The sequence below is a fragment of the Erwinia piriflorinigrans CFBP 5888 genome (genome assembly GCF_001050515.1).
Lineage (GTDB): Bacteria > Pseudomonadota > Gammaproteobacteria > Enterobacterales > Enterobacteriaceae > Erwinia > Erwinia piriflorinigrans.
In genome coordinates, this window is record NZ_CAHS01000014.1 from 297,694 (window position 1) to 320,769 (window position 23,076).

At 55.0% G+C, this 23,076-nt stretch carries 23 protein-coding genes; 18 read left to right on the forward strand and 5 right to left on the reverse strand.

The window, feature by feature from the left end:
* The first annotated feature begins 155 nt into the window (after positions 1–155).
* Positions 156–1,691 (forward strand): murein biosynthesis integral membrane protein MurJ, encoded by a 1,536-nt coding sequence (gene murJ, locus EPIR_RS07515; protein ID WP_023654738.1) that lies wholly within the window; start codon positions 156–158, stop codon positions 1,689–1,691.
* A 61-nt stretch (positions 1,692–1,752) separates the two neighbouring features.
* Here the strand turns inward: murJ and flgN are convergent, their stop codons facing one another.
* From flgN to flgA, 3 genes are all read right to left on the reverse strand, one after another.
* A complete protein-coding gene (gene flgN, locus EPIR_RS07520) occupies positions 1,753–2,184 on the reverse strand; it encodes a flagellar export chaperone FlgN (protein ID WP_023654739.1) in 432 nt (143 codons plus the stop codon).
* Positions 2,185–2,188: 4 nt separating this feature from the next.
* Entirely contained in the window at positions 2,189–2,488 is a 300-nt protein-coding gene (gene flgM, locus EPIR_RS07525) for a flagellar biosynthesis anti-sigma factor FlgM (protein ID WP_023654740.1), read from the reverse strand.
* 107 nt (positions 2,489–2,595) lie between these two features.
* Positions 2,596–3,264: a flagellar basal body P-ring formation chaperone FlgA gene (gene flgA, locus EPIR_RS07530; RefSeq protein WP_023654741.1), complete on the reverse strand. Its 669-nt coding sequence runs from the start codon at positions 3,262–3,264 to the stop codon at positions 2,596–2,598.
* 154 nt (positions 3,265–3,418) lie between these two features.
* On the opposite strand from flgA, the gene flgB reads away from it, so the two are divergent.
* From flgB to flgL, 11 genes are all read left to right on the forward strand, one after another.
* Positions 3,419–3,832 (forward strand): flagellar basal body rod protein FlgB, encoded by a 414-nt coding sequence (flgB, locus tag EPIR_RS07535; RefSeq protein ID WP_023654742.1) that lies wholly within the window; start codon positions 3,419–3,421, stop codon positions 3,830–3,832.
* A gap of 3 nt (positions 3,833–3,835) precedes the next feature.
* Positions 3,836–4,240, forward strand: a complete 405-nt coding sequence (gene flgC / locus EPIR_RS07540; protein ID WP_023654743.1) for a flagellar basal body rod protein FlgC — start codon at positions 3,836–3,838, stop codon at positions 4,238–4,240.
* 11 nt (positions 4,241–4,251) lie between these two features.
* Positions 4,252–4,923 (forward strand): flagellar hook assembly protein FlgD, encoded by a 672-nt coding sequence (gene flgD, locus EPIR_RS07545; RefSeq protein WP_023654744.1) that lies wholly within the window; start codon positions 4,252–4,254, stop codon positions 4,921–4,923.
* A 30-nt stretch (positions 4,924–4,953) separates the two neighbouring features.
* Positions 4,954–6,162, forward strand: coding sequence for a flagellar hook protein FlgE (gene flgE / locus EPIR_RS07550; protein ID WP_023654745.1), 1,209 nt, complete (start codon positions 4,954–4,956; stop codon positions 6,160–6,162).
* A 21-nt stretch (positions 6,163–6,183) separates the two neighbouring features.
* Positions 6,184–6,939 (forward strand): flagellar basal body rod protein FlgF, encoded by a 756-nt coding sequence (locus EPIR_RS07555; protein ID WP_023654746.1) that lies wholly within the window; start codon positions 6,184–6,186, stop codon positions 6,937–6,939.
* Between the two features lie 15 nt (positions 6,940–6,954).
* Positions 6,955–7,737 (forward strand): flagellar basal-body rod protein FlgG, encoded by a 783-nt coding sequence (gene flgG / locus EPIR_RS07560; RefSeq protein WP_023654747.1) that lies wholly within the window; start codon positions 6,955–6,957, stop codon positions 7,735–7,737.
* 90 nt (positions 7,738–7,827) lie between these two features.
* Complete coding sequence (locus EPIR_RS07565) at positions 7,828–8,529, forward strand: flagellar basal body L-ring protein FlgH (RefSeq protein ID WP_023654748.1); 702 nt, start codon at positions 7,828–7,830, stop codon at positions 8,527–8,529.
* Positions 8,530–8,538: 9 nt separating this feature from the next.
* Positions 8,539–9,645, forward strand: a complete 1,107-nt coding sequence (locus tag EPIR_RS07570; protein ID WP_023654749.1) for a flagellar basal body P-ring protein FlgI — start codon at positions 8,539–8,541, stop codon at positions 9,643–9,645.
* Positions 9,645–10,586, forward strand: a complete 942-nt coding sequence (gene flgJ / locus EPIR_RS07575; protein WP_023654750.1) for a flagellar assembly peptidoglycan hydrolase FlgJ — start codon at positions 9,645–9,647, stop codon at positions 10,584–10,586. The genes EPIR_RS07570 and flgJ overlap by 1 nt, the downstream gene beginning before the upstream one ends.
* 132 nt (positions 10,587–10,718) lie before the next feature.
* Positions 10,719–12,374 carry a flagellar hook-associated protein FlgK gene (flgK, locus tag EPIR_RS07580; protein WP_023654751.1) on the forward strand — a complete coding sequence of 552 codons (1,656 nt, stop codon included), beginning with the start codon at positions 10,719–10,721 and terminating at the stop codon, positions 12,372–12,374.
* Between the two features lie 21 nt (positions 12,375–12,395).
* Positions 12,396–13,361 (forward strand): flagellar hook-associated protein FlgL, encoded by a 966-nt coding sequence (gene flgL, locus EPIR_RS07585; protein WP_023654752.1) that lies wholly within the window; start codon positions 12,396–12,398, stop codon positions 13,359–13,361.
* Positions 13,362–13,614: 253 nt separating this feature from the next.
* Here the strand turns inward: flgL and rne are convergent, their stop codons facing one another.
* Complete coding sequence (rne, locus tag EPIR_RS07590; RefSeq protein WP_023654753.1) at positions 13,615–17,034, reverse strand: ribonuclease E; 3,420 nt, start codon at positions 17,032–17,034, stop codon at positions 13,615–13,617.
* A gap of 622 nt (positions 17,035–17,656) precedes the next feature.
* On the opposite strand from rne, the gene rluC reads away from it, so the two are divergent.
* Positions 17,657–18,619 (forward strand): 23S rRNA pseudouridine(955/2504/2580) synthase RluC, encoded by a 963-nt coding sequence (gene rluC / locus EPIR_RS07595; RefSeq protein WP_023654755.1) that lies wholly within the window; start codon positions 17,657–17,659, stop codon positions 18,617–18,619.
* A 34-nt stretch (positions 18,620–18,653) separates the two neighbouring features.
* Here rluC and EPIR_RS07600 read toward each other — a convergent pair whose 3' ends face one another.
* Positions 18,654–19,238 carry a Maf family protein gene (locus EPIR_RS07600; RefSeq protein ID WP_084007843.1) on the reverse strand — a complete coding sequence of 195 codons (585 nt, stop codon included), beginning with the start codon at positions 19,236–19,238 and terminating at the stop codon, positions 18,654–18,656.
* Between the two features lie 142 nt (positions 19,239–19,380).
* Between EPIR_RS07600 and yceD the strand changes: the two genes are divergently transcribed.
* From yceD to fabD, 5 genes are read left to right on the forward strand one after another with little or no spacing between them, the layout of a single operon-like run.
* The gene (yceD, locus tag EPIR_RS07605) at positions 19,381–19,902 is read left to right on the forward strand and encodes a 23S rRNA accumulation protein YceD (RefSeq protein WP_023654757.1); all 522 of its coding nucleotides are present in this window, start codon (positions 19,381–19,383) and stop codon (positions 19,900–19,902) included.
* A gap of 14 nt (positions 19,903–19,916) precedes the next feature.
* Complete coding sequence (gene rpmF, locus EPIR_RS07610; protein ID WP_004157101.1) at positions 19,917–20,087, forward strand: 50S ribosomal protein L32; 171 nt, start codon at positions 19,917–19,919, stop codon at positions 20,085–20,087.
* A gap of 22 nt (positions 20,088–20,109) precedes the next feature.
* Complete coding sequence (gene plsX, locus EPIR_RS07615) at positions 20,110–21,144, forward strand: phosphate acyltransferase PlsX (RefSeq protein WP_023654758.1); 1,035 nt, start codon at positions 20,110–20,112, stop codon at positions 21,142–21,144.
* Positions 21,145–21,150: 6 nt separating this feature from the next.
* A complete protein-coding gene (locus tag EPIR_RS07620; RefSeq protein WP_023654759.1) occupies positions 21,151–22,104 on the forward strand; it encodes a beta-ketoacyl-ACP synthase III in 954 nt (317 codons plus the stop codon).
* A gap of 33 nt (positions 22,105–22,137) precedes the next feature.
* Positions 22,138–23,067 carry an ACP S-malonyltransferase gene (gene fabD / locus EPIR_RS07625; protein ID WP_023654760.1) on the forward strand — a complete coding sequence of 310 codons (930 nt, stop codon included), beginning with the start codon at positions 22,138–22,140 and terminating at the stop codon, positions 23,065–23,067.
* Positions 23,068–23,076 lie beyond the last annotated feature (9 nt).

Sequence of the window (23,076 nt, forward strand, 5' to 3'; positions counted from 1 at the left end):
TTGGCTTGCAGACCGATTCCAGACAAAGGGTGTAACAATCCACAGTGGTTATTTCGTTGCATATCAGTAGACTATTCGCACTTTGAACTGACCGGACAACGCTGGTCAAAGATTGTCGCAAGCCGGGCCTCCCGGATATCAGAATCAGGAAACACATGAACCTGTTAAAATCACTGGCAGCGGTCAGCTCAATGACCCTGTTTTCGCGCGTGCTGGGCTTTGCCCGTGATGCGATTGTGGCGCGCGTATTTGGTGCCGGAATGGCGACGGATGCCTTTTTTGTTGCCTTCAAACTGCCCAATCTGCTGCGCCGTATCTTTGCCGAAGGGGCTTTTTCCCAGGCCTTTGTGCCAATCCTCGCCGAATATAAAAGCAAGCAGGGCGAGGAGGCGACCAAAGTATTTGTCGCCTATGTTTCCGGGCTACTGACGCTAATTCTGGCCATTGTCACCGTGCTGGGCATGTTTGCCGCTCCCTGGGTGATTATGGTCACCGCGCCGGGCTTTACGGACACAGCAGATAAGTTTGCGCTCACCTCATCGCTGCTACGCGTCACTTTCCCCTATATCCTGCTGATTTCCCTGGCATCGTTGGCGGGAGCCATCCTCAACACATGGAACCGCTTTTCGGTTCCGGCGTTCGCGCCAACGCTGCTAAATGTCAGCATGATCGGCTTCGCGCTGTTTGCCGCCCCGCATTTTCATCCACCGGTGATGGCGCTGGCCTGGGCGGTGGTGGCGGGGGGCGTACTGCAACTCGGCTACCAGCTGCCACATCTGAAAAAAATTGGTCTGCTGGTGCTGCCGCGCCTTAACCTGCGTGATGCCGGAGTGTGGCGCGTGATGCGTCAGATGGGGCCGGCGATTCTTGGCGTTTCTGTCAGCCAGATCTCTCTGATTATCAACACGATTTTTGCTTCTTTTCTGGTGTCCGGCTCGGTGTCGTGGATGTATTACGCCGACCGGCTGATGGAATTTCCTTCCGGAGTGCTGGGGGTGGCGCTGGGTACCATTCTGCTGCCGTCGCTGGCAAAAAGTTTTGCCAGCGGTGATCAGGCTGAATACTCGCGTCTGATGGACTGGGGGCTGCGCCTCTGCTTCTTGCTGGCGCTTCCGAGTGCGGTGGCGTTGGGCATTCTGGCTAAGCCGCTCACCGTTGCCCTGTTCCAGTACGGCAAATTCTCCGCTTTTGATGCGGCGATGACCCAGCGTGCGCTGGTGGCCTATTCGGTCGGCCTGATGGGGCTGATCGTGGTGAAGGTGCTGGCACCGGGCTTCTATTCTCGCCAGGATATTAAAACCCCGGTGAAAATCGCCATGTTTACGCTGCTGGCCACCCAGGTGATGAACCTGGCGTTTATCGGTCCGCTGAAACACGCCGGACTGTCGTTGTCCATCGGGCTGGCCGCCTGTCTTAACGCTGCGCTGCTTTACTGGCAGCTGCGCAAGCAGGACATCTTCCAGCCGCAGCCGGGCTGGATGAGCTTCCTGTTGCGCCTGCTGTTTGCCGTGCTGGCGATGGCCGCCGCGTTGGTGGGCACGCTGTATCTGATGCCGGAGTGGGCGAACGGAAATATGCTGTCGCGTCTGCTACGGCTGGCGGCGGTATGCGCGGTCGGTGGCGGCGTCTATTTTGCCGTGCTGGGCGCGACAGGCTTCCGCCCGCGTGACTTCGCACGACGTACTCAATAAGCAGAAAAACCCCGCAGCGCCGGGCATGCGGGGTGAATTCGAACAAAGGATCTTGTATGGATCAGGCTTTACGGCCGATCCGTCCGGGGCTGACCGCCTGCCCATCCGGGCCGTAGAATTTTTGCGAATGATAGGGCTTAAGCACCTGCAACGCCTGCTCGTTATGTTTGATTTGATGGTTGAGCAACATACCGTTGTGCGTGTTGGTATCGCGAAGTTTCAGGGTGCGGGCCTGAATAGTGGCCCAGCGCTGTGCCAGTTCAGGATGATGGCTGTAAGGCTCATGCAGTCTGGCGGCGTTTTCCGCATCACGTCGCATCTGTTCTACGAAACTTAGCGTCGCCAGCAGTGAGCTTTTATCCTCGGTAATTCGCTGTAATAAGCTGCTATTGACCTGACCTGCCGAAAGCTGTACCTGCTCCGCATCCATCACTTCGGCCAGCGACGAAAGAACTTCCAGCATTTTATCAAGCGTATTTTGCAACTTATCCATGATGTTAATGACCTTGCAGTGAGTCTTTGGCTTGCTGGATCAGTGCATCGGCAATTTTACCGCTGTCCATCTTCAGTTCGCCGTTACGGATAGCGGTTTTCAGCTCTTCCACGCGGGCGGTATTAATGTCCTGTGAGCTGGCTTTGGTCAGCTGTGACTGCGTGCCGCTCAAAAGCACCTGAGTACCGCTGGTGACAGATGACTTGTTCTCGGCAGCTCGCAGTTTGGGCGGAGTCACATCATTCGTTTCACGCTGTTGAACGCTACTGGCCGGTTTCAGAGGCTGGGTTCTGTCGATGCTCATTTCGGGCTCCTTTAATTCAGGCGTTATCCATGCCTGCTATTCAATATTGTAATTATATGATGGTTGTTAATCACACTATCGGCAGAAATGAGGGCTTCTTTAGCGTTTTATAGCGATATCAGAATATTCCCATCAGAACCGATCTTTCCCATCACGATCTGCCCCGAATTCATACGCACTCTCACCGACTGCAAAGCGGCGGCGTTATTCATCGCTTTACCTTCGCTACTGATACTAAAACCGTCACCGCTGGCGTGAACGGTGACGGTCTGACCTGCTCTGACGCGCCAGGGTTGGCGCATCATCATCATGGTGACCGGCTGGCCCGGTGTGATAGCCCGCAGCGTAACGGCGCCTGTGGCTTCTTCGGCATGCATTAGGGTGCGTGCGGGCAGCGTGTCCAGCCGCCCTTGCTCAATACGCACATCGCTGGCGTTGATGACCTCTCCCTGGGAGAGTGGGCGAGTGGCGACCAGATAGTTACCCGTCACCTGAACCTGAACCTGAATATAACGTCGGTTTCGATCGCAGTCAGCCGCCACGCTGATATTGCCCCACATGCGGCTGTTACCCGGCAGCGAGAATTGCGGGGCATCACAGTCTGGCCACATATTTTGCGCCGTTTTTACCAGTACCTTGAGCTTATCGGCACTCGCGCCATTTTGTTCATAACGAATTTTGAAAAATTGAGTGAGCTGCGCGGTCAAATCTGCGGCGCTGGCAGGGGCGCAGAGCAGGGACAGCAGGGCGGCCAGCAGGAGCATGGATCTTGGCATCAGTGAGTCCTGTTCTTCATCATGGCACTGATTCTAACCGTCAGTCCGTCGGTTCAAGGCGCAAATTAGAGACGCTTTTTAGCGCTATTCAAGCGATAGGCTTTGCGCGCGAAGATTATGCTGTCAGCTCTGAATACTCACTTGCGGAGGACGCATGCTCGACAAACTGGACGCAGCGCTAAGGTTTAACACCGAAGCCCTGAACCTGCGTGCACAACGACAGGAGATCCTGGCTTCCAACATTGCCAATGCCGATACGCCGGGCTATCAGGCGCGCGATATCGATTTCGCCAGCCAGCTAAGCAACGCGATGCAAAACGGGCGGGCACAAGGGACAGGGATGTCGTTGGCGGTGACGTCGGCACGCCATATTCCTGCAGAAACGTTGCAGTCTCCTTCAGTCGATCTGATGTATCGCATTCCCGCTCAGCCTGCCCTTGATGGCAACACGGTAGACATGGACCGGGAACGTACCGAATTCGCCGATAACAGCCTGAAGTATCAAACGGATTTGACACTTATCAGTAGTCAAATCAAGGGCATGATGTCGGTGTTACAGGGGCAATAAGTTATGGCACTTTTAAACATATTTGATATTGCCGGTTCGGCAATGGCAGCACAGTCACAGCGTCTGAACGTCAGCGCCAGCAACATGGCAAACGCCGACAGCGCCACCGGCCCTGATGGCCAGCCCTACGTGGCAAAGCAGGTGGTGTTCCAAACCAACGCCGCGCCCGGTTCTTCGACCGGTGGTGTGAAGGTGTCAGAGGTGATTGACGATCCGGCTCCGGCGCGACTGGTGTATGAGCCGGGCAACCCGATGGCCGATGCCAAAGGTTACGTCAAAATGCCGAACGTGGATGTGGTCGCTGAAACGGTCAATACCCTGTCAGCTTCACGCAGTTACCAGGCCAACGTTGAGGTGTTAAACACCGTGAAACAGATGATGATGAAAACCTTAACGATGGGCCAATAAGGAGCTTACCGATGAGTATTGCCGTAGGTGTAAATGAAACGCAGGCGACCACCACGCTAAAGTCCTCCACCTCTTCTTCTGATACCTCCGCAGCGGATTTACAGGGTAACTTTCTGACGCTGCTGGTGACGCAGCTGAAAAATCAGGACCCGACAAATCCGATGGATAACAGTCAGTTGACCACCCAGCTGGCGCAAATCAACACGCTAAGCGGCGTTGAGAAGCTCAATACCACCCTCGGTTCCATTTCCGGTCAGATCACCAGCGGTCAGTCATTGCAGGCTTCCACCCTGATCGGTCATGGCGTGATGGTTAATGGATCACAGATTTTAGCCGGTAGCAGCACCACCACGCCGTTCGGCGTAGAGCTGGCGCAGGCCAGCACCAGTACCACCGCGACCATTACCGACGCCAGCGGCAAGGTGGTGCAAACCATTGACCTCGGGGCGCAGACCGCTGGAGTGCACACCTTCCAGTGGGACGGTAAAGCCAGTGACGGCACCACTGCGGCCGATGGTAAATACAGCGTTGCCATCAGCGCCAGTAACGCCAGCGGCCAGCTGGTGGCACAACCGCTTAATTATGCTCTTGTCGGCGGCGTTAGCACCAACTCAAGCGGAGCGGTGTTGGATCTGGGCACCCTGGGGACTACTACCCTGGAAAAAGTCCGTCAGATTATCTAATCCACTAATTTATTTTTCAGGAGTGTCCCTATGGGCTTTTCACAAGCAGTAAGCGGTTTAAACGCCGCATCCAGCAACCTCGACGTTATTGGTAACAACATTTCTAACTCCGCCACGGCAGGCTTTAAATCAAGCACCGTGGCTTTTGCCGACATGTTTGCCGGTTCTAAAGTCGGGCTGGGAACCAAAGTTGCCTCCGTGGTGCAGGACTTTGGCGACGGCACCACCACGACCACCAGCCGTGGGCTTGATGTCGCTATCAGCTCTGCGGGCTTTTTCCGTATGGCCGATGCCAACGGTGGGGTGTTCTACAGCCGTAACGGCCAGCTCACGCTGGATGCAGAGCGCAATATCGTCAACATGCAGGGGCTGAAGCTGACCGGCTACCCGGCCACCGGCACGCCGCCGACCGTGCAGGCAGGTGCTAATCCGGTGGCGCTGAGCGTGCCAAGCACCGCCATGTCAGCCAGGGCGACAACGACCGCTGCGATGACCGCTAACCTGAACTCGACGGATGCCGCCAAGAATTACGCTAATTTAAACATTAACGATTCAACCACCTACAACGCCAAGTCGGCGATGACCACCTTCGACTCATTGGGCAACGCGCACACCATCAACCTCTACTTTGTGAAGACGGCGGATAACAACTGGACGGTGCACCCGGTGGATGCCTCTACCGGCACGGCAGGCACGGATACCAAGCTGGAGTTTGACGCTAATGGCCAGTTGACCAACCCGGCCAATGGCCAGGTGAGCTACAGCATGGGCGCACTTAACGGTTCCACGGCACAGCCTGGCATGACGATTAGCCTGACCGGCAGTTTGCAGCAAAACAACGGCAAAAGTACCTTCGGCAACCCGACGCAGGACGGTTACAAGCCGGGTGATCTGACCAGCTATCAGATCAACGACGACGGTACGCTGGTCGGCAGTTACTCCAATGAGCAGACTCAGGTACTGGGCCAAATCGTGCTGTCTAACTTCGCCAACCCCGAAGGGTTGAAGTCTGAAGGTGACAACGTCTGGTCAGCCACCGCCTCTTCGGGCCAGGCACTGACCGGTACTGCCGGAACCGGTAACCTCGGTACGCTGACCGCTGGCGCACTGGAGTCATCGAATGTCGATCTGAGTAAAGAGTTGGTCAATATGATTGTCGCCCAGCGTAACTATCAGTCGAATGCTCAGACCATCAAAACGCAGGATCAGATCCTCAACACGCTGGTCAACCTGCGTTAATTCGCTTAACAGGATCGTCTTATGGATCACGCGATATATACCGCGATGGGGGCCGCCAGTCAGACCCTCGATCAGCAGGCAGTAACGGCCAGCAATCTGGCCAACGCCTCAACCCCCGGCTTCCGTGCGCAGCTTAATGCCGCGCGCGCGGTGCCGGTAGAGGGACTTTCGCTGCCCACCCGCACGCTGGTGACCGCCTCCACGCCGGGGGCGGATATGACCCAGGGTGCGCTGGATTACACCGAACGGCCGCTGGACGTAGCGATGCAGGGTGATGGCTGGCTGGCGGTGCAGACCGCCGATGGTAGCGAAGCCTATACCCGTAACGGCAATATGGAAATCAGCCCGACCGGGCAGCTTACCGTTCAGGGCCATGCGGTGATGGGCGACGGCGGGCCGATTGCCATTCCGCAAGGTTCGGAAATCACTATTGCCGCCGACGGTTCTATTACCGCGCTGAATGCGGGCGATGCACCGAACGCCACCGTGCAGCTGGGCAAACTCAAGCTGGTGCAGGCCAGCGGCAACGAACTGACGCGCGGCGATGACGGCATGTTTCGCGTCTCCGCAAGCGCCCAGGCCCAGCGCGGGGCCACCCTACAGGCCGATCCGACAATGAAAGTGATGCCGGGCGTGCTGGAGGGCAGCAACGTGAAGTCTACGCAGACAATGGTCGATATGATTGCTAATGCCCGCCGCTTCGAAATGCAGATGAAAGTCATTTCCAGCGTCGATGAAAACGAACAAAAAGCCAACCAGCTGCTGTCAATGGGCTGATCGGAGGAGTAAAGCATGATCCGTTCTCTATGGATTGCCAAGACGGGCCTTGACGCCCAGCAGACCAATATGGACGTTATCGCCAACAACCTGGCCAACGTCAGTACTAATGGTTTCAAACGTCAGCGCGCGGTATTTGAAGACCTGATGTACCAAACCCTGCGTCAGCCTGGGGCGCAGTCATCTGAACAAACCACGTTGCCTTCCGGTTTGCAGATTGGTACGGGTACGCGCCCGGTGGCCACGGAGCGTCTGCACAACCAGGGCAATCTGTCGCAAACTGACTCGTCAAAAGACGTGGCTATTAACGGCCAGGGCTTCTTTTCGGTACAGATGCCGGACGGCACCACCGCCTATACCCGCGATGGCTCTTTCCAGACCGATCAGAATGGTCAGCTGGTGACTAACGCCGGTTTTCCGGTGCAGCCAGCGATTGTCATCCCGCCGAACTCACTGAGCATGACTATCAGCCGTGACGGCGTGGTCAGCGTGACCCAGCAGGGGCAGGCCAACCCGGTTCAGGTCGGCCAGCTGACGTTGAGCACCTTTATCAACGATGCCGGTCTGTCGAGCATGGGTGAAAACCTGTATCAGGAAACCCAGGCCTCCGGTGCGCCCAACGAAAGTAATCCCGGCAACAACGGTGCCGGTACGCTGTACCAGGGCTATGTGGAAACCTCCAACGTTAACGTGGCGGAAGAGTTGGTGAGCATGATCCAGACTCAACGCGCCTACGAAATTAACAGCAAGGCGATCAGCACCTCCGATCAAATGCTGGCCAAGCTGACGCAGCTTTAATCTGACAAGGACGGTCATGACCGTCGCAGGTGCCGGGCCTCTCCGCCCGGCCCGTTAAACGCATATCTACGTGATAAAAGGTTTATTTCCATGGCACAGCAGATCTCATTGCCTGGACGTTGGTTAGTCGCCACCCTGCTACTGACGCTTAACGGTTGCGCACTGGTTCCCCGCAAGCCGCTGGTGGAGGGTTCGACAACGGCTCAGCCGCTGCCTGCTTCGCCAGCGCTGGTCAACGGCTCTATTTTTCAGGGCGTGATGCCGATGAACTACGGCTACCAGCCGCTGTTCGAGGATCGACGTCCGCGTAATATTGGCGACACATTGACCATAACGTTGCAGGAAAACGTCAGCGCGAGCAAGAGTTCTTCTGCCAATGCCGGTCGTGACGGCAGCGCCGAATTTGGCCTGACGGCCACGCCGCGTGCGCTGGTCGGCCTGCTCGGTGGCGATAAAGCCGCCCTGGGCGGAAGCGGCAAAAACGATTTCACCGGTAAAGGCGGTGCAACCGCCAATAATACCTTTACCGGCACGATTACCGTCACCGTTAATCAGGTATTGCCTAATGGCAACCTGAGCGTGATCGGTGAAAAGCAGATTGAAATCAATCAGGGAACCGAGTTTATCCGCTTCTCCGGCGTGGTTAACCCGCGCACGATTAGCGCCAGCAACAGCGTTGTTTCTACCCAGGTGGCGGATGCGCGCATTGAGTACGTCGGTAACGGCTATATCAATGAGGCACAAAACATGGGCTGGCTGCAACGGTTCTTCCTGAATATATCACCGATGTAAGAGGCTCCAATGCGTAATGTACTGATTCGATCCGTCCTGCTGCTCTCGATGGCAATAAGCGCCCTGGCCCAGGCCGATCGTATTCGCGATCTCACCACGGTCGGCGGAGTGCGTGATAACTCCCTGATTGGCTATGGTCTGGTGGTGGGGCTGGACGGCACCGGTGACCAAACCACTCAAACCCCGTTCACCACCCAGAGCCTCAGTAACATGCTGTCGCAGTTAGGTATCACCGTCCCGGCGGGCACCAATATGCAGCTGAAAAACGTCGCGGCGGTCATGGTAACGGCAAAACTGCCCGCTTTTGGCCGCCAGGGGCAGGTGGTGGATGTGGTGGTATCTTCGCTGGGCAATGCCAAAAGCCTGCGCGGCGGTACATTGTTAATGACGCCGCTGAAAGGGGTGGATAATCAGGTTTACGCATTGGCACAGGGCAACATTTTGATTGGTGGGGCCAGCGTCGCCGCAGGCGGCAGCTCCGCACAGGTCAACCAGGTGAACGGTGGGCGTATTACCGGCGGAGCCACTATCGAGCGCGAACTGCCGAATAACTTTGGTAGCAGTAACCTGGTCAATCTTTTTCTGAACCAGGAAGATTTTGGCATGGCCCAGCGCATCAGCGACGCCATTAACAGCCGGGGTGGCTACGGTATGGCGCAGGCGATAGATGGCCGCACCGTACAGATCCGTAGCAGCGCGAACAGTACCTCGCAGGTACGCCTGCTGGCCGATATTCAGAATATCGACGTTTCCGTCCCGATTCAGGATGCCAAAGTGATCATCAACTCGCGTACCGGGTCGGTAGTAATGAACCGTGAGGTGATGCTGACACAGTGCGCCATTGCGCAGGGCAGCCTGTCGGTGACCGTCAATCAGACGCAGAACGTCAACCAGCCCAATACGCCATTTGGCGGCGGTCAGACGGTGGTGACGCCGCAAACACAGATTGATATGCGCCAGAGCGGTGGCGCGCTGCAAACCGTTAACGCCAGCGCCAATCTGAACAGCGTGGTGCGGGCAATGAACGCGCTGGGGGCGAAACCTATCGATCTGATGTCCATCTTACAGGCGATGCAGAGCGCCGGTTGTCTGCATGCCAAACTGGAAATTATCTGATGGGTGACAATAGCCAGTCTCTGACGAGCGCGGCGTACGACAGCCGCTCGCTCAACAACCTGAAACGTTTAGCCGCCAGCGATCCCAAAACCCATGCGCGTGAGGTGGCAAAGCAGGTAGAAGGGATGTTTGTGCAGTTGATGATGAAAAGTATGCGCCAGGCGTTGCCGCAGGATGGCCTGATGAGCTCGGAACAGACGCGACTTTATACCTCGATGTACGATCAGCAGATTGGCCAGCAGATTGGGTCGAAAGGCTTAGGCCTGGCCGACATGATTGTTAAACAGATGGCGAGCCAGAAGGCACCGGATGAGAAGGCGGGTACGGTGCCCATGCCGCTGGACAAAGGCTTTATCAATACGTTGCCGCCGCTGGCAATGGAACAGATAGTGCGTAAAGCCGTACCGCGTTTTTCGGGCAGCGACACGCCGCTTTCCGGCGACAACGGCGATTTTATCGCCAGGCTGATGCAGCCTGCTCGCGCCGCCAGCGAACAGAGCGGTATTCCGCATCATCTTATTCTGGCTCAGGCGGCGCTGGAATCCGGCTGGGGCCAGCGGCAGATCCTCACGCGTGACGGTAAACCAAGCTACAACCTGTTTGGGATTAAGGCCACGGGCAGCTGGCAGGGTAAAACCACCGAGGTGATGACCACCGAATATGAAAATGGCATGGCGAAAAAGGTCAAGCAGACGTTCCGCGTCTACGACTCCTATTTTGCGGCGTTAAATGACTACGTGAAGCTGCTCAGCAGCAATCCGCGTTACGCGGCCGTCACCAGCGCCAGCTCACCGGAGCAGGGGGCAAAGGCCTTACAGGCCGCAGGCTACGCCACCGATCCAAACTACGCGCAGAAGCTGGTGGGGATGATCCAACAGTTCAAAAATATGGGTGAGAAGGTGGTAAAAGCCTACAGCCAGGACTTGGGAGATTTGTTTTAAATTGTTGGCAAAATCGTTCAAGTTTGGCGTGCCTTTACCGATAACCTTTTCAGGCCGGATTTGAGTTAACCCTTTACCGGCAAACGATTCGTCAATGCTGGCGCAGCAGTTGCCGGTTAACAAGGAGCCGACATGGCAAACTTAATTAATACCGCGATGACCGGATTGAGCGCAGCTTCCGCCGCGCTGAATACCACCAGTAACAACATCACCAACTATGCCGTTACCGGTTACTCACGTCAGACAACGGTGCTGGCCCAGAATTCCAGTACGCTGAGCGGCAGTAATTATTATGGCAACGGTGCGTCGGTCTCCAGCGTTTATCGTGAGTATGACCAGTTCATCAGCAAACAGCTGTTAGCTGCCAGTACCCAGTCCAGTGCTATCAGCACGCAGGCCGGTCAGATGTCCAATATCGACGATATGCTGTCTGGTACCACCAATACTCTGTCGACCAATATTCAGGACTTTTTCAAATCGTTGCAGACGCTGTCCAGTAATGCCAGCGACTCATCCTCTCGTCAGGCGGTATTGGGCAAAGCTGAAGGGTTGGTGAATCAGCTGAAAGTGACCGATACCTACTTAACTAACCTTGATAATAGCCTGAACGTTTCGGTCAAATCAACGGTCGATCAGGTTAATAACTACGCCAAACAGATCGCCAACGTTAACCAACAGATCACCAAGCTGAAAGGTGCGGGTGCTGGTAATGAGCCGAACGATCTTCTCGATCAGCGCGATCAGTTGGTTAGTCAGCTCAACAAGCTGGTAGGCGTGAACGTCAGCCAGCAGGATGGGGGTAGTTTTAATATCAGCATTGGCAATGGCATCTCTCTGGTACAGGGCGATAGCTACAGCCAGCTGGCCGCCGTCCCCTCCAGCGCCGATCCGGGCCGAACCACGATTGCCAGCGTAGACTCGGTGACTGGAGCGAAAACTGAGCTACCTGAATCCCTGGTCACCACGGGTTCACTTGGCGGTTTGCTGGCGTTCCGCAAAGATCTGGATGGCGTGCGCAATCAGGTTGGTCAGCTGGCGCTGGCATTGGGCAGCAGCTTCAACACCCAGCATAAAGCAGGGCTGGACAGTGACGGTGACAAAGGTGAAGCCTTTTTCAATCTCGGCAGCCCGGTGGCAATGTCCAACGGCAACAATAAAGGTAATGCCAGTCTGACGGCGGCGTATGACGCTGACATTATCGATAACGTCAAGGCATCCAACTATAAAATGACTTGGGACGGCGGCAGCTGGAACGTGGTTCGTCTGTCTGATAATGCGCAGGTCAAGGATGTTGATACCAGCACGGCGGGCACCGTTAAGTTTGATGGTCTGACGATAGCCGTTGGTGCCAGCGGCACTTTGCAAAACAATGACAGCTATACCATCAAGCCGGTTACCAACGTGATCTCCGGTATGAGCGTCAACATTACCGATGAGGCCAAGCTGGCCACGGCCGGTTCAACCGGTGGCGCCAGCAACAATGAAAACGTCAAATCACTGTTGGCTCTGCAAACGAAAAGTTTGATTAACGGGACCAGCACCCTGACCCAGGCTTATGCCGGCCTGGTCGCGGACGTGGGAAATAAAACCAGCACGCTGGAAACCACCAGTACAACTCAAACGGCGGTGGTGACACAGCTTACCAAGCAGCAGCAGTCGGTTTCCGGCGTCAACCTTGACGAAGAGTATTCCAACCTGGCACGCTATCAGCAGTACTACATGGCGAATGCTAAGGTATTGCAGACGGCTACCACCATTTTCCAGTCGCTGCTGACAGCGGTTGGCTGATTTTTGAAGAGGAATTAACCCATGCGACTTAGTACCGGCATGATCTATGACCAGCAGATGCAGGGCATCCAGAGTGCTAACAGCAGCTGGTTGAAGGCAGGCAATGAGATGACAACCGGAAACCGCGTTAACAAGCCTTCTGACGATCCGGTCGCTGCAGCTCAGGCCGTGGTGGTCTCGCAGGCTCAGGCGGAGACATCTCAGTATGACACCGCGCGTATTTTCGCCACCCAAAGTCAGTCGACCGAAGAGACCACGCTGAAACAGGTGGCAGATGTCATTATCAGCGCGCAGACCACGATTGTGGCCGCCGCGAATGGTACGCTTTCCGACGCCGATCGCTCTTCTTATGCGACTCAGTTGGAAGGGGTCCGTGCCCAGCTGCTGAACCTGGCCAACAGCACCGACGGCAATGGCCGTTATACCTTCGCCGGTTATCAGAGTGATAAAGCGCCGTTTACCACCGATGCATCAGGGAATACCACTTATACTGGCGGTACTGTACCGATCACGCAGAAAGTGGATTCTAGCCGAACGCTGGTCACTAACCACACCGGAAAGCAGGTCTTTGACAATTTGACCAGCAGTGCGACAAAGGAGCCTGTTGGCAAAGATGGAGAGAGCAATATCTTTTCTGTTCTGGATACGGCGATAAAATCACTCAAAGAGCCTCTGTCCGGTGCGGATCAGAGCAAAATTGATCTGGAAAGCGCGAATATTGCAAAAACGAACCGTGGGCTGAGTAACGCTCTGAACAATGTTTCCAGCGTGCGTTCCGAAATTGGTACTAACCTTCAAGAATTGAGCAACCTCGATTCGAAAAGCGGTGACACTACGCTGAATCTAAAAACGCAGATGAACTCACTGATCGGAGTGGATACGGCTGAGGCTATCTCCAGCTACACCATGCAACAGGCTGCCCTGAAGGCTTCTTATACCGTATTCCAGCAAATGTCGAAACTGTCGCTGTTCAGCCTCAATTCATAAACCTTTTACGACACGTTGAATGCGCCTCATAGCCAGGCGTTTATTTTACCCGCTCCCGGCAGCTCTCTGCTGGCAGCGGGTTTTTTTTGATCGTTTACTGTGCCGCGGATCTGCTGCCATCGGGTTGTCATGAGCAAAAACCGAAGCGATGAAAATTCAGGGATGTTGATGGTGGGTAGTAAAGGTAAAGCTTTGGGGGAATAAAAAAGCCCCGGCCAGAAGGTCGGGGCTTTGCATGACGTGCAGTCAGGTTTTACGGGCGGGTTGCCGGAGCCGTTGCCTGATGGGTTGCCGCATGACCGCCTGCCGAACCTTTACCCTCAAAGTTAAAGTCCGGACGAACCCAGTCGCTTGGACGTGAGGGTTCTGGCTGGTATGCCGGGGCAGGCGCTTTAGTCATCGGTGCGGTTGCATGATGTTTGTAGCGTCCGGCCTGTTCTTCTGGGTTCGCGACAACAGCAACAGGTTCGTCGCGTGCAGGAACCGCAGCAGGCGTAAGCGTTTCAACAGCCGCAGCAGAAGAGCGTTCCGCAGAGACTTCCGGCTCACTCGATACGAACTCGGCAGGCTGATCGACCTCGGTACGGGGTTCAGTCGCCAATGGCGCTTCATCAACCTTAGCTTCATCAACCTTAGCTTCATCAATTACCGGCTGAACTTCTTGAGCCGAAATCGCTTCTGCTGCTGTTTCTGCCGCTACGGCTTCATCGGCAGTTGAGATCACCGCAGGCTGCTGATCTACTGGTGCATCGATAGCAGCGGTTTCTTCAGCGTCTACCGGGGTGATTTCCGGCTGGTGTTCTGGCAGGGGGTCGGCAATCTGTACCGCTTCTGGCTGTTCAACTGCCGGAGTAGCCTGAACCGCAGGGGCAGCATCGACATCCGTAGCTACTGAAGGCGCGACCGCACTTTCAGCTACGCGGGTAACCGCTGCTGCGGGTTCAGCCGTTTCTGACGTAGCGACATCAGTATGACCGTAGGCAGGCACCACTGAATGCGGTGGATCTTCATGCGTTTCGTGATCGCTAACCTGTGATACCGGATAAGAAATCCACACTTTACCTGACGCCGATTCTGGCGATGCGGCGGCATGAGCCAATGGCATCGGTGACTGTGTCGGGTAACGCTCGTCACGGTAACGGCGGCGGCGCTGACCGCTCACGCGCAGGTGGCGTGGAGAGCGGCGTGAACGACGAGGCATATTGTTGCTATCACGCTCGTCCTGCTCATCCGTTTCAACCACTGGCTGGGTAGCCACAGGAGCCGCAACGGGCGCGCTCTCTTGCGGTTCGAATGAACGTGCTGCGGTCTGTTCAGCCGTTTCGATACGCACTTTCTGGTTCAGCTGGCGCTGTTGACGGCGCGGCGTGACTTGCTGCATCTCTTCCTGTTCTTCAGCAGTCTGCACGCTTCCGGTAACCGGTTCGGTAACCTTTTGTTCCTGTAGCTGCGCACTCTTTTCTTCCTGGTTCTGACCAGGACGGCGACGCTGGCGTTCCTGACGTGGCTGACGTGGCTGGCGTGGCTGTGCGGTTTCGCTGCGCTCAAACTCGTCCGGAACCATGCGTTCACTACGCGCGTCCGTCTGCTGACCGTTGCGACGGTTGTTGTTACGACGATTGTCGTCACGACCTTCGCGGGCCTCATTGTTACGTTCACGCGGTGCGCGTTCATTGCGGTCGGCATTGCGCTCGTTGCGATCGGTGTTACGGTCGGCATTACGCTCGTTACGATCGGTGTTACGGTCATTACGTTCGGTGCGATCATTACGTTCGCTGCGGTCAGCGTTACGCTCGTTACGTTCACCGTTACGGTCGCGACGGTTATTCTGGCGGCGATTGTTACGGCGATCTCCACGCGGGGCTGATGCTGTCGCGGTCTTCTCTTCAACCACCGGCTGCTGAGGCTGCTCGGCTGATTTCTCCGGCGCAGTGAAGAATTGCTTCAATCCGCTAAGGATACGGCTAATCAGTCCCGGCTGGGCAGGGGCCGCAGGGGTCTGCGGTTTAACGGCAGCCTTCGGCGCGACGCTTTCAGGTGCGGCTTCTTGTGGTGCAGGCGGCGCATCTGGCATTACGAATGCGGCGAGAGCCGGCTGTTCTGGACGTTTGCGCTCGGCATGTTCTTCTTCAGAAGGCAGCGCCATTTCAGCTTCGTGCAGTTTCGGCAGGTGATAGCTTAAGGTCTGGGTTTCTTCACCGCTGCGTACGCGCAGTACCGAGTAATGCGGAGTCTGCATATTATCGTTTGGTACGATAATGGCACGCACGCCGCCCTGACGTTTTTCAATGGCGCTGACCGCATCGCGCTTCTCGTTCAGCAGGTAAGAGGCAACCTGAACCGGTACGATGGCATGGACTTCTTTGGTGTTCTCTTTCAGCGCTTCTTCTTCAATAAGACGCAGAATAGAGAGCGATAGCGATTCGTTATCACGGATGGTGCCGGTGCCGCTACAGCGTGGGCAAACGTGATGGCTGGACTCTCCCAGTGACGGGCTGAGACGCTGGCGCGACATTTCCAGCAGGCCGAAGCGCGAAATATGGCTAATCTGGATGCGTGCGCGATCCTGACGTACCGCTTCGCGCAGACGATTTTCCACCGCGCGCTGGTGACGAACCGGTGTCATGTCGATAAAGTCGATGACAATCAGGCCGCCGAGGTCACGCAGACGCAGCTGGCGGGCAATCTCATCGGCGGCTTCAAGGTTAGTATTGAATGCCGTCTCTTCGATGTCACCGCCTCGGGTGGCGCGGGCGGAGTTGATATCAATAGCCGTCAGCGCTTCGGTGGTATCGATAACGATCGACCCGCCTGACGGCAGGCGCACTTCACGCTGGAAGGCGGATTCAATCTGTGATTCGATTTGATAATGGCTGAACAGCGGAATTTCACCGGTGTAGAGCTTAATTTTGCTGCTGAAATCTGGACGACCCAATGCGGCGATATGCTGGCGTGCCAGCTCGAGTACTTTTGGGTTATCGATAAGGATTTCGCCGATGTCCTGGCGCAGATAGTCACGGAAGGCACGCACGATGACGTTACTTTCCTGGTGGATCAGGAAGGGAGCAGGGCGGCTGTCAGCGGCTTTCTTGATCGCTTCCCAATGCTTGATACGAAAACCTAAGTCCCACTGCAGGGCTTCCGCTGATTTGCCCACGCCAGCGGTGCGAACAATCAGGCCCATGCCATCTGGCAGCTCAAGTGAAGAGAGGGCCTCTTTCAGTTCGGTACGGTCATCGCCCTCAATGCGGCGAGAAATACCGCCTGCACGCGGGTTGTTTGGCATCAGAACCAGATAACTTCCCGCCAGGCTGATAAAGGTGGTCAGTGCCGCCCCTTTATTGCCGCGTTCTTCTTTATCGATCTGAACAATGACTTCCTGTCCTTCACGCAGCACGTCTTTGATATTTGGACGGCCATGAGCATTGTAGTTGGAAGGGAAGTATTCGCGGGAAATCTCTTTCAGAGGCAGGAAACCGTGCCTTTCAGCGCCGTAGTCAACGAATGCGGCTTCAAGACTGGGTTCAATACGGGTGATCTTACCTTTATAAATGTTGGCTTTTTTCTGCTCGTGTCCGGGGCTTTCTATATCCAGATCGTACAGGCGCTGTCCATCGACAAGGGCAACACGCAACTCTTCTTGCTGAGTTGCGTTTATTAACATTCTTTTCATCGTAACTTACTCATTATTCTTACATTATTGACAAAGCTACGGGCAAAGTAACGCTGGACGTGAAGAACCGATGACCCCGTGTCTCATCGCAAGCCGTCAACCTCCCGGTTGTCGCCAGCTCAAGGGATGCAAATACTCGGTAGCCTGTTTTACATATGGAAAAACAGCGCTTTGAAGGGGGACCGCCAGTAACCTACCAGGTGAACCAATCCCGCTTTATCGTCCAGGCTGCAACCCGCAGCCCGCTAAATGCCTGATTGCTCAATACGTCTTACGCCATTGCTGCGTGTATGGGCTATCCGGCAAAATTTCTTATTACACCCTGTTGCTTTCGTCTGCCGTTTTGCAGCTCGACGAAGGACTTGGGGCTTACGCTATCTATTCACTTGCGATGACAAGTTTAGCGTCAAAAAACGTAAACATTATCCCACTGCTAAGCAGGTGATCGCAAGGTGACTTTAGTCGCACAACCAAGTTTATTACAGCTTTCAGAGCGAACCGCAGTGCTTTTCAGCAAATCGTCTAAAAACCGTTCATAACCGGGCAGCGATGACCGTCTCAGTCAGTTAAGCATATAAAAAGAGGTGGCGCTATCACAGCGCACTATTTAGAATCGCCAACCATGAAAACCAATACTCCAGCCGTACATTTTATTGCCATCTCCGCTGATGAAGCGGGGCAACGTATCGATAATTTTTTACGCACCCAACTCAAAGGGGTGCCGAAAAGTATGATTTATCGCATTTTGCGTAAGGGCGAAGTGCGGGTGAACAAAAAGCGGATTAAACCAGAATACAAATTGGAGGCCGGAGATGAAGTACGCATCCCTCCGGTGCGTGTGGCTGAACGCGAAGAGGAAAGCATCTCGCCTAAGCTGGCCAAAGTCGCCGCGCTTGAAGCCGCCATTATCTATGAAGATGATTATATTCTGGTAATGAATAAGCCTTCCGGTACGGCGGTTCACGGCGGCAGCGGCCTGAGCTTTGGGGTGATTGAAGGGCTGCGCGCTTTGCGCCCTGATGCGCGTTTCCTTGAGTTGGTTCACCGCCTTGACCGTGACACATCAGGTATTTTGCTGGTGGCAAAAAAGCGTTCCGCATTGCGTTCGCTCCATGAGCAACTGCGTGAGAAAGGAATGCAGAAAGACTATCTGGCGTTGGTTCGTGGACAGTGGCCCTCCCATGTGAAAGCGGTGCGTGCGCCGTTGATGAAAAATATCCTGCAAAGCGGTGAGCGGGTGGTAAAGGTCAGTAGCGAAGGTAAACCATCTGAAACGTTGTTTAAAGTGGAGGAGCGCTACGCGATCGCCACGCTGGTCAAAGCCAGCCCGGTGACCGGACGGACGCACCAAATCCGTGTGCACACCCTCCATGCCGGGCATCCGATTGCTTTTGACGACCGTTACGGCGAGGCGGAGTTTGACCAGCAGCTGAGCGGCACCGGACTAAAGCGCCTGTTTTTACATGCCGCCGCGCTGCGCTTTACCCACCCTAATACCGCAGAGGTCATGCGCGTGGAAGCGCCGCTTGATGAGCAATTGAAACGATGCCTTGCGGTACTGCGTAAAACCGCCATCACTGGCTGATGGTGAGCGGGGCGCTGAGATAACGCCCCGCTATTCAGACTGCAAGTGGATTTGCCCCGGCGTTTCTCAGCATTTCAGCCAGCGCAATCAGCGGCAACCCGACCAGCGTATTTGGGTCACGGCCTGACAAGCGGTCAAACAGCGTAATACCCAGTCCCTCACTTTTGAAACTGCCTGCACAGTTCAGCGGCTGCTCTTTAAGTACGTATTGTGTTATTTCCTCCTCACTCAACGTACGGAAGTCGACGCTGAAAGGCTCACATAACACCTGTAAAGAGGCGTCGCGACTGTCAAGTAGCGCAAGACCGGTATAAAACACCACGCTGTGGCCACTGGCGGCGCGTAGCTGGGCACGCGCGTTAGCTGCAGAGTGCGGTTTACCGCATATCCTCCCATCAAGAACACATACCTGATCGGCACCGATAATAAGATGGTCCGGGTAATATGTTGCCAGCGCCTGTGCTTTAGCGGTTGCCAGACGCATGACCAGCTCGGTTGCGGGTTCACCCTCTCGGGGCGTTTCGTCAGTCTCAGGGGCAGCGCTAATAAAAGGCAGTTGCAGCTTGCTCAACAGGGTTTTACGGTAGCTTGATGTGGAAGCCAGTACCAGTTGACGCATATTTTTTTCCAGAATAGATAGCGGATCAGTGTCAGGCATCTTAAACTATGCGCCGCACTGGATGCGAATCATGGGTGAAAAATGTCGTATTACGGCCTTTTTCTTTGACTCTATGTCGTTACAAAGTTAATATGCGCGCCCTATGCAAAAGGTAAAATTACCCCTGACTCTCGATACGGTTCGTACCGCTCAAAAACGCCTGGACTACCAGGGTGTCTACACCCCTGAACAGGTTGAGCGGATTACCGAATCGGTAGTGAGTGTGGACAGTGATGTAGAATGTATCATGTCGTTCGCGATTGACGAACAGCGTCTGGCAGTACTGAAAGGTACGGCCGAAGTGTCTTTGACGTTGTGCTGCCAGCGCTGCAACAAGAACTTTCCGCAACATGTCCACGTATCGTACTGTTTCAGCCCGGTCGTCACTGACGAGCAGGCCGAAGCACTGCCGGAAGCGTACGAGCCGATCGGCGTCAACGAGTTTGGCGAAACCGATTTGCTGGCAATGGTAGAAGATGAAATCATCCTCGCCCTGCCTGTCGTTCCGGTGCATGATTCTGAACACTGTGAAGTGTCCGAGGCGGACATGGTCTTTGGCAAGTTGCCTGCAGAGGCAGAAAAGCCAAACCCATTTGCCGTATTAGCCAGTTTAAAGCATAAGTAATAGGAGTAAGGTCCATGGCCGTACAACAGAATAAACCAACCCGTTCCAAGCGTGGCATGCGTCGTTCACACGACTCTCTGACCACAGCAGCTCTTTCCGTAGATAAAGTTTCTGGCGAAACCCATCTGCGTCACCACATCACTGCGGACGGTTACTACCGCGGTCGCAAGGTCATCGTTAAGTAATTTCGCGGTTCGCGGAGCTACTTTGACACGGTTGACCCTGGCGATAGATGTCATGGGCGGGGACTTCGGTCCCTGTGTGACGGTGCCTGCATCACTGCAGGCACTGGAATCCAATCCGCATCTGCATCTTCTTTTGGTCGGCGATCCCGACATCATCACGTCATCACTTGCCACAGCGGACTCTGTCTTGAGGGCACGACTGCAAATTATTGCGGCCGAGTCAGTTATTGCCAGTGATGCCAGACCTTCACAAGCGATACGCACCAGTCGCGGAACCTCTATGCGCATCGCGCTGGAGCAGGTAAAAGAAGGGCGTGCGCAGGCTTGTATCAGTGCCGGGAATACCGGTGCGCTGATGGGGCTGGCAAAATTATTATTAAAACCGCTGGACGGCATCGATCGCCCGGCGTTGATGACCGTGTTGCCACATCAGCAGCATGGCAAAACCGTAGTGCTGGATTTAGGCGCTAACGTTGATTCAGACAGCGCGATGTTGGTGCAGTTTGCCGTGATGGGAGCAGTGGTGGCCGAAGAAGTGCTGGCCATCAGCCAACCCCGAGTTGCATTGATCAATATTGGTCAGGAAGAGAGCAAAGGGTTAACGTCAATCCGTGATGCTGCGGCGATACTGCGCGCTTCACCGGAGATTAACTTTATCGGCTATCTTGAAGGCAACGATCTTCTCACTGGTAAAACTGACGTGCTGGTTTACGATGGTTTCGTGGGTAACGTCACGCTGAAAACAATGGAAGGCGTGGTGAGGATGTTTCTTTCGCTGTTGAAATCACAGGGCGAAGGTAAAAAGAGGGCCTGGTGGCTGAGATTACTGGGGCGTTTACTACAAAAGCGTCTGGCGAAGAAATTCGGTCATCTCAACCCCGACCAGTATAATGGCGCTTGCCTGTTAGGATTACGCGGCACCGTGATAAAGAGTCATGGCGCGGCCAATCAACGCGCATTTACTGTGGCGATCCAACAGGCAGAGCAGGCGGTGCAGCGGCAAATTCCTGAGCGAATTGCTGCGCGCCTTCAAGCTGTATTACCTAAGAGTGACTGAGCGTACATGTATACGAAGATTATCGGTACGGGCAGCTATTTGCCCGAACAGGTGCGGACTAACGCCGATCTGGAAAAAATGGTGGATACGTCGGACGAGTGGATTGTGACTCGTACAGGTATCCGTGAACGACGCATCGCCGGCCCGGATGAAACCGTGGCAACCATGGGCTTTCAGGCGGCCAGCCGTGCGCTGGAAATGTCCGGTATCGATAAAAACGATATCGGCCTGATCATTGTCGCTACCACCTCCTCCAGTCATGCTTTCCCGAGTTCAGCCTGCATGATCCAGCAAATGCTGGAGATTGATGACGCGGCCTCTTTCGACCTGGCTGCGGCCTGTGCTGGCTTTACCTACGCATTAAGCGTGGCAGATCAATATATTAAAAATGGTGCGGTGAAAAATGCGTTGGTGATTGGTGCCGACGTGTTGGCTCGTATGCTGGATCCAAACGATCGCGGCACCATTATCCTGTTTGGTGATGGTGCTGGTGCTGTGGTGCTGGGAGCCAGCGAGGAGCAAGGCATCATCTCAACGCACCTCCATGCGGACGGTCGCTATGGTCAGCTTTTGACCCTGCCTAACCAGGATCGCGTAAATCAGGAAAATCCTTCCTACGTCACCATGGCCGGTAACGAAGTATTTAAAGTTGCCGTGACCGAGCTGGCCCATATCGTTGAAGAAACGTTGCAGGCGAATAATCTTGATCGCGCCGCCATTGACTGGCTGGTGCCGCATCAGGCAAACCTGCGCATTATCAATGCCACCGCCCGCAAGTTGGGTATGGATATGAACAAAGTCGTCGTGACGCTTGACCGTCATGGTAATACGTCTGCGGCTTCAGTTCCTTCGGCGCTGGATGAAGCGGTGCGTGATGGTCGTATCCAGCGTGGTCAACTGGTTCTGCTGGAAGCCTTTGGTGGCGGATTTACATGGGGTTCGGCGCTGGTTCGCTTTTGATTGAAAAGTAATGGCGATTAACAGGAAATAATAATGACGCAATTTGCAATGGTATTCCCGGGACAGGGTTCGCAAACGTTGGGTATGCTGGCCGACCTGGCTGCGGCAAATCCTCTGGTGGAGAAAACCTTCCGCGAAGCCTCTGATGTGCTGGGATATGACCTCTGGCAACTGGTGCAGCAAGGCCCTGCTGAAGAATTAAACAAAACCTGGCAAACCCAGCCGGCATTACTGGCTGCATCTGTTGCCATTTTCCGCGTTTGGCAGGAAAAAGGCGGAAAAGCGCCTTCAATGCTTGCAGGCCACAGCTTGGGTGAGTACAGTGCGCTGGTTTGTGCAGGCGTCATTGCGTTTGCGGATGCGATTAAACTGGTTGAGCTGCGCGGCAAGCTGATGCAGGAAGCGGTACCAGAAGGTACCGGTGCGATGCAGGCCATTATCGGTTTGGATGACATCTCAATTGCCAAAGCCTGTGAAGAATCTGCCCAGGGCCAGGTGGTGTCGCCAGTCAATTTTAACTCACCGGGCCAGGTGGTGATTGCCGGTAATAAAGAAGCCGTCGAACGGGCGGGGGCTGCCTGCAAGGCTGCCGGTGCCAAACGTGCACTGCCGCTGCCGGTTAGCGTACCGTCTCACTGTGCGTTGATGAAGCCCGCAGCAGATAAACTGGCGATTGCTCTTGAGCAACTGACATTCAATACGCCAATCTTACCGGTTGTCAACAATGTTGACGTGAAGATTGAGAGCACGCCTGAAGCCATTCGTAGCGCGTTAGTGCGTCAGCTTTATAGTCCGGTGCGCTGGACGGAAAGCGTAGAATTTATTGCCCAGCAGGGGGTAACTTCTCTGCTGGAAGCCGGTCCGGGGAAAGTACTGACCGGACTGACTAAGCGTATTGTGGACACACTGACGGCGGCGGCGGTAAATGACCAGGCCAGTCTGTCAGCGGCGCTTGAACAGTAATATGGAGAG

Excerpts from the sequence above, each read along its gene's own strand:
- murJ (WP_023654738.1), top strand. The coding sequence starts at position 156 with ATGAACCTGTTAAAATCACTGGCAGCGGTCAGCTCAATGACCCTGTTT.
- flgN (WP_023654739.1), bottom strand. The coding sequence starts at position 2,184 with ATGGATAAGTTGCAAAATACGCTTGATAAAATGCTGGAAGTTCTTTCG.
- flgM (WP_023654740.1), bottom strand. The coding sequence starts at position 2,488 with ATGAGCATCGACAGAACCCAGCCTCTGAAACCGGCCAGTAGCGTTCAA.
- flgA (WP_023654741.1), bottom strand. The coding sequence starts at position 3,264 with ATGCCAAGATCCATGCTCCTGCTGGCCGCCCTGCTGTCCCTGCTCTGC.
- flgB (WP_023654742.1), top strand. The coding sequence starts at position 3,419 with ATGCTCGACAAACTGGACGCAGCGCTAAGGTTTAACACCGAAGCCCTG.
- flgC (WP_023654743.1), top strand. The coding sequence starts at position 3,836 with ATGGCACTTTTAAACATATTTGATATTGCCGGTTCGGCAATGGCAGCA.
- flgD (WP_023654744.1), top strand. The coding sequence starts at position 4,252 with ATGAGTATTGCCGTAGGTGTAAATGAAACGCAGGCGACCACCACGCTA.
- flgE (WP_023654745.1), top strand. The coding sequence starts at position 4,954 with ATGGGCTTTTCACAAGCAGTAAGCGGTTTAAACGCCGCATCCAGCAAC.
- EPIR_RS07555 (WP_023654746.1), top strand. The coding sequence starts at position 6,184 with ATGGATCACGCGATATATACCGCGATGGGGGCCGCCAGTCAGACCCTC.
- flgG (WP_023654747.1), top strand. The coding sequence starts at position 6,955 with ATGATCCGTTCTCTATGGATTGCCAAGACGGGCCTTGACGCCCAGCAG.
- EPIR_RS07565 (WP_023654748.1), top strand. The coding sequence starts at position 7,828 with ATGGCACAGCAGATCTCATTGCCTGGACGTTGGTTAGTCGCCACCCTG.
- EPIR_RS07570 (WP_023654749.1), top strand. The coding sequence starts at position 8,539 with ATGCGTAATGTACTGATTCGATCCGTCCTGCTGCTCTCGATGGCAATA.
- flgJ (WP_023654750.1), top strand. The coding sequence starts at position 9,645 with ATGGGTGACAATAGCCAGTCTCTGACGAGCGCGGCGTACGACAGCCGC.
- flgK (WP_023654751.1), top strand. The coding sequence starts at position 10,719 with ATGGCAAACTTAATTAATACCGCGATGACCGGATTGAGCGCAGCTTCC.
- flgL (WP_023654752.1), top strand. The coding sequence starts at position 12,396 with ATGCGACTTAGTACCGGCATGATCTATGACCAGCAGATGCAGGGCATC.
- rne (WP_023654753.1), bottom strand. The coding sequence starts at position 17,034 with ATGAAAAGAATGTTAATAAACGCAACTCAGCAAGAAGAGTTGCGTGTT.
- rluC (WP_023654755.1), top strand. The coding sequence starts at position 17,657 with ATGAAAACCAATACTCCAGCCGTACATTTTATTGCCATCTCCGCTGAT.
- EPIR_RS07600 (WP_084007843.1), bottom strand. The coding sequence starts at position 19,238 with ATGCGTCAACTGGTACTGGCTTCCACATCAAGCTACCGTAAAACCCTG.
- yceD (WP_023654757.1), top strand. The coding sequence starts at position 19,381 with ATGCAAAAGGTAAAATTACCCCTGACTCTCGATACGGTTCGTACCGCT.
- rpmF (WP_004157101.1), top strand. The coding sequence starts at position 19,917 with ATGGCCGTACAACAGAATAAACCAACCCGTTCCAAGCGTGGCATGCGT.
- EPIR_RS07620 (WP_023654759.1), top strand. The coding sequence starts at position 21,151 with ATGTATACGAAGATTATCGGTACGGGCAGCTATTTGCCCGAACAGGTG.
- fabD (WP_023654760.1), top strand. The coding sequence starts at position 22,138 with ATGACGCAATTTGCAATGGTATTCCCGGGACAGGGTTCGCAAACGTTG.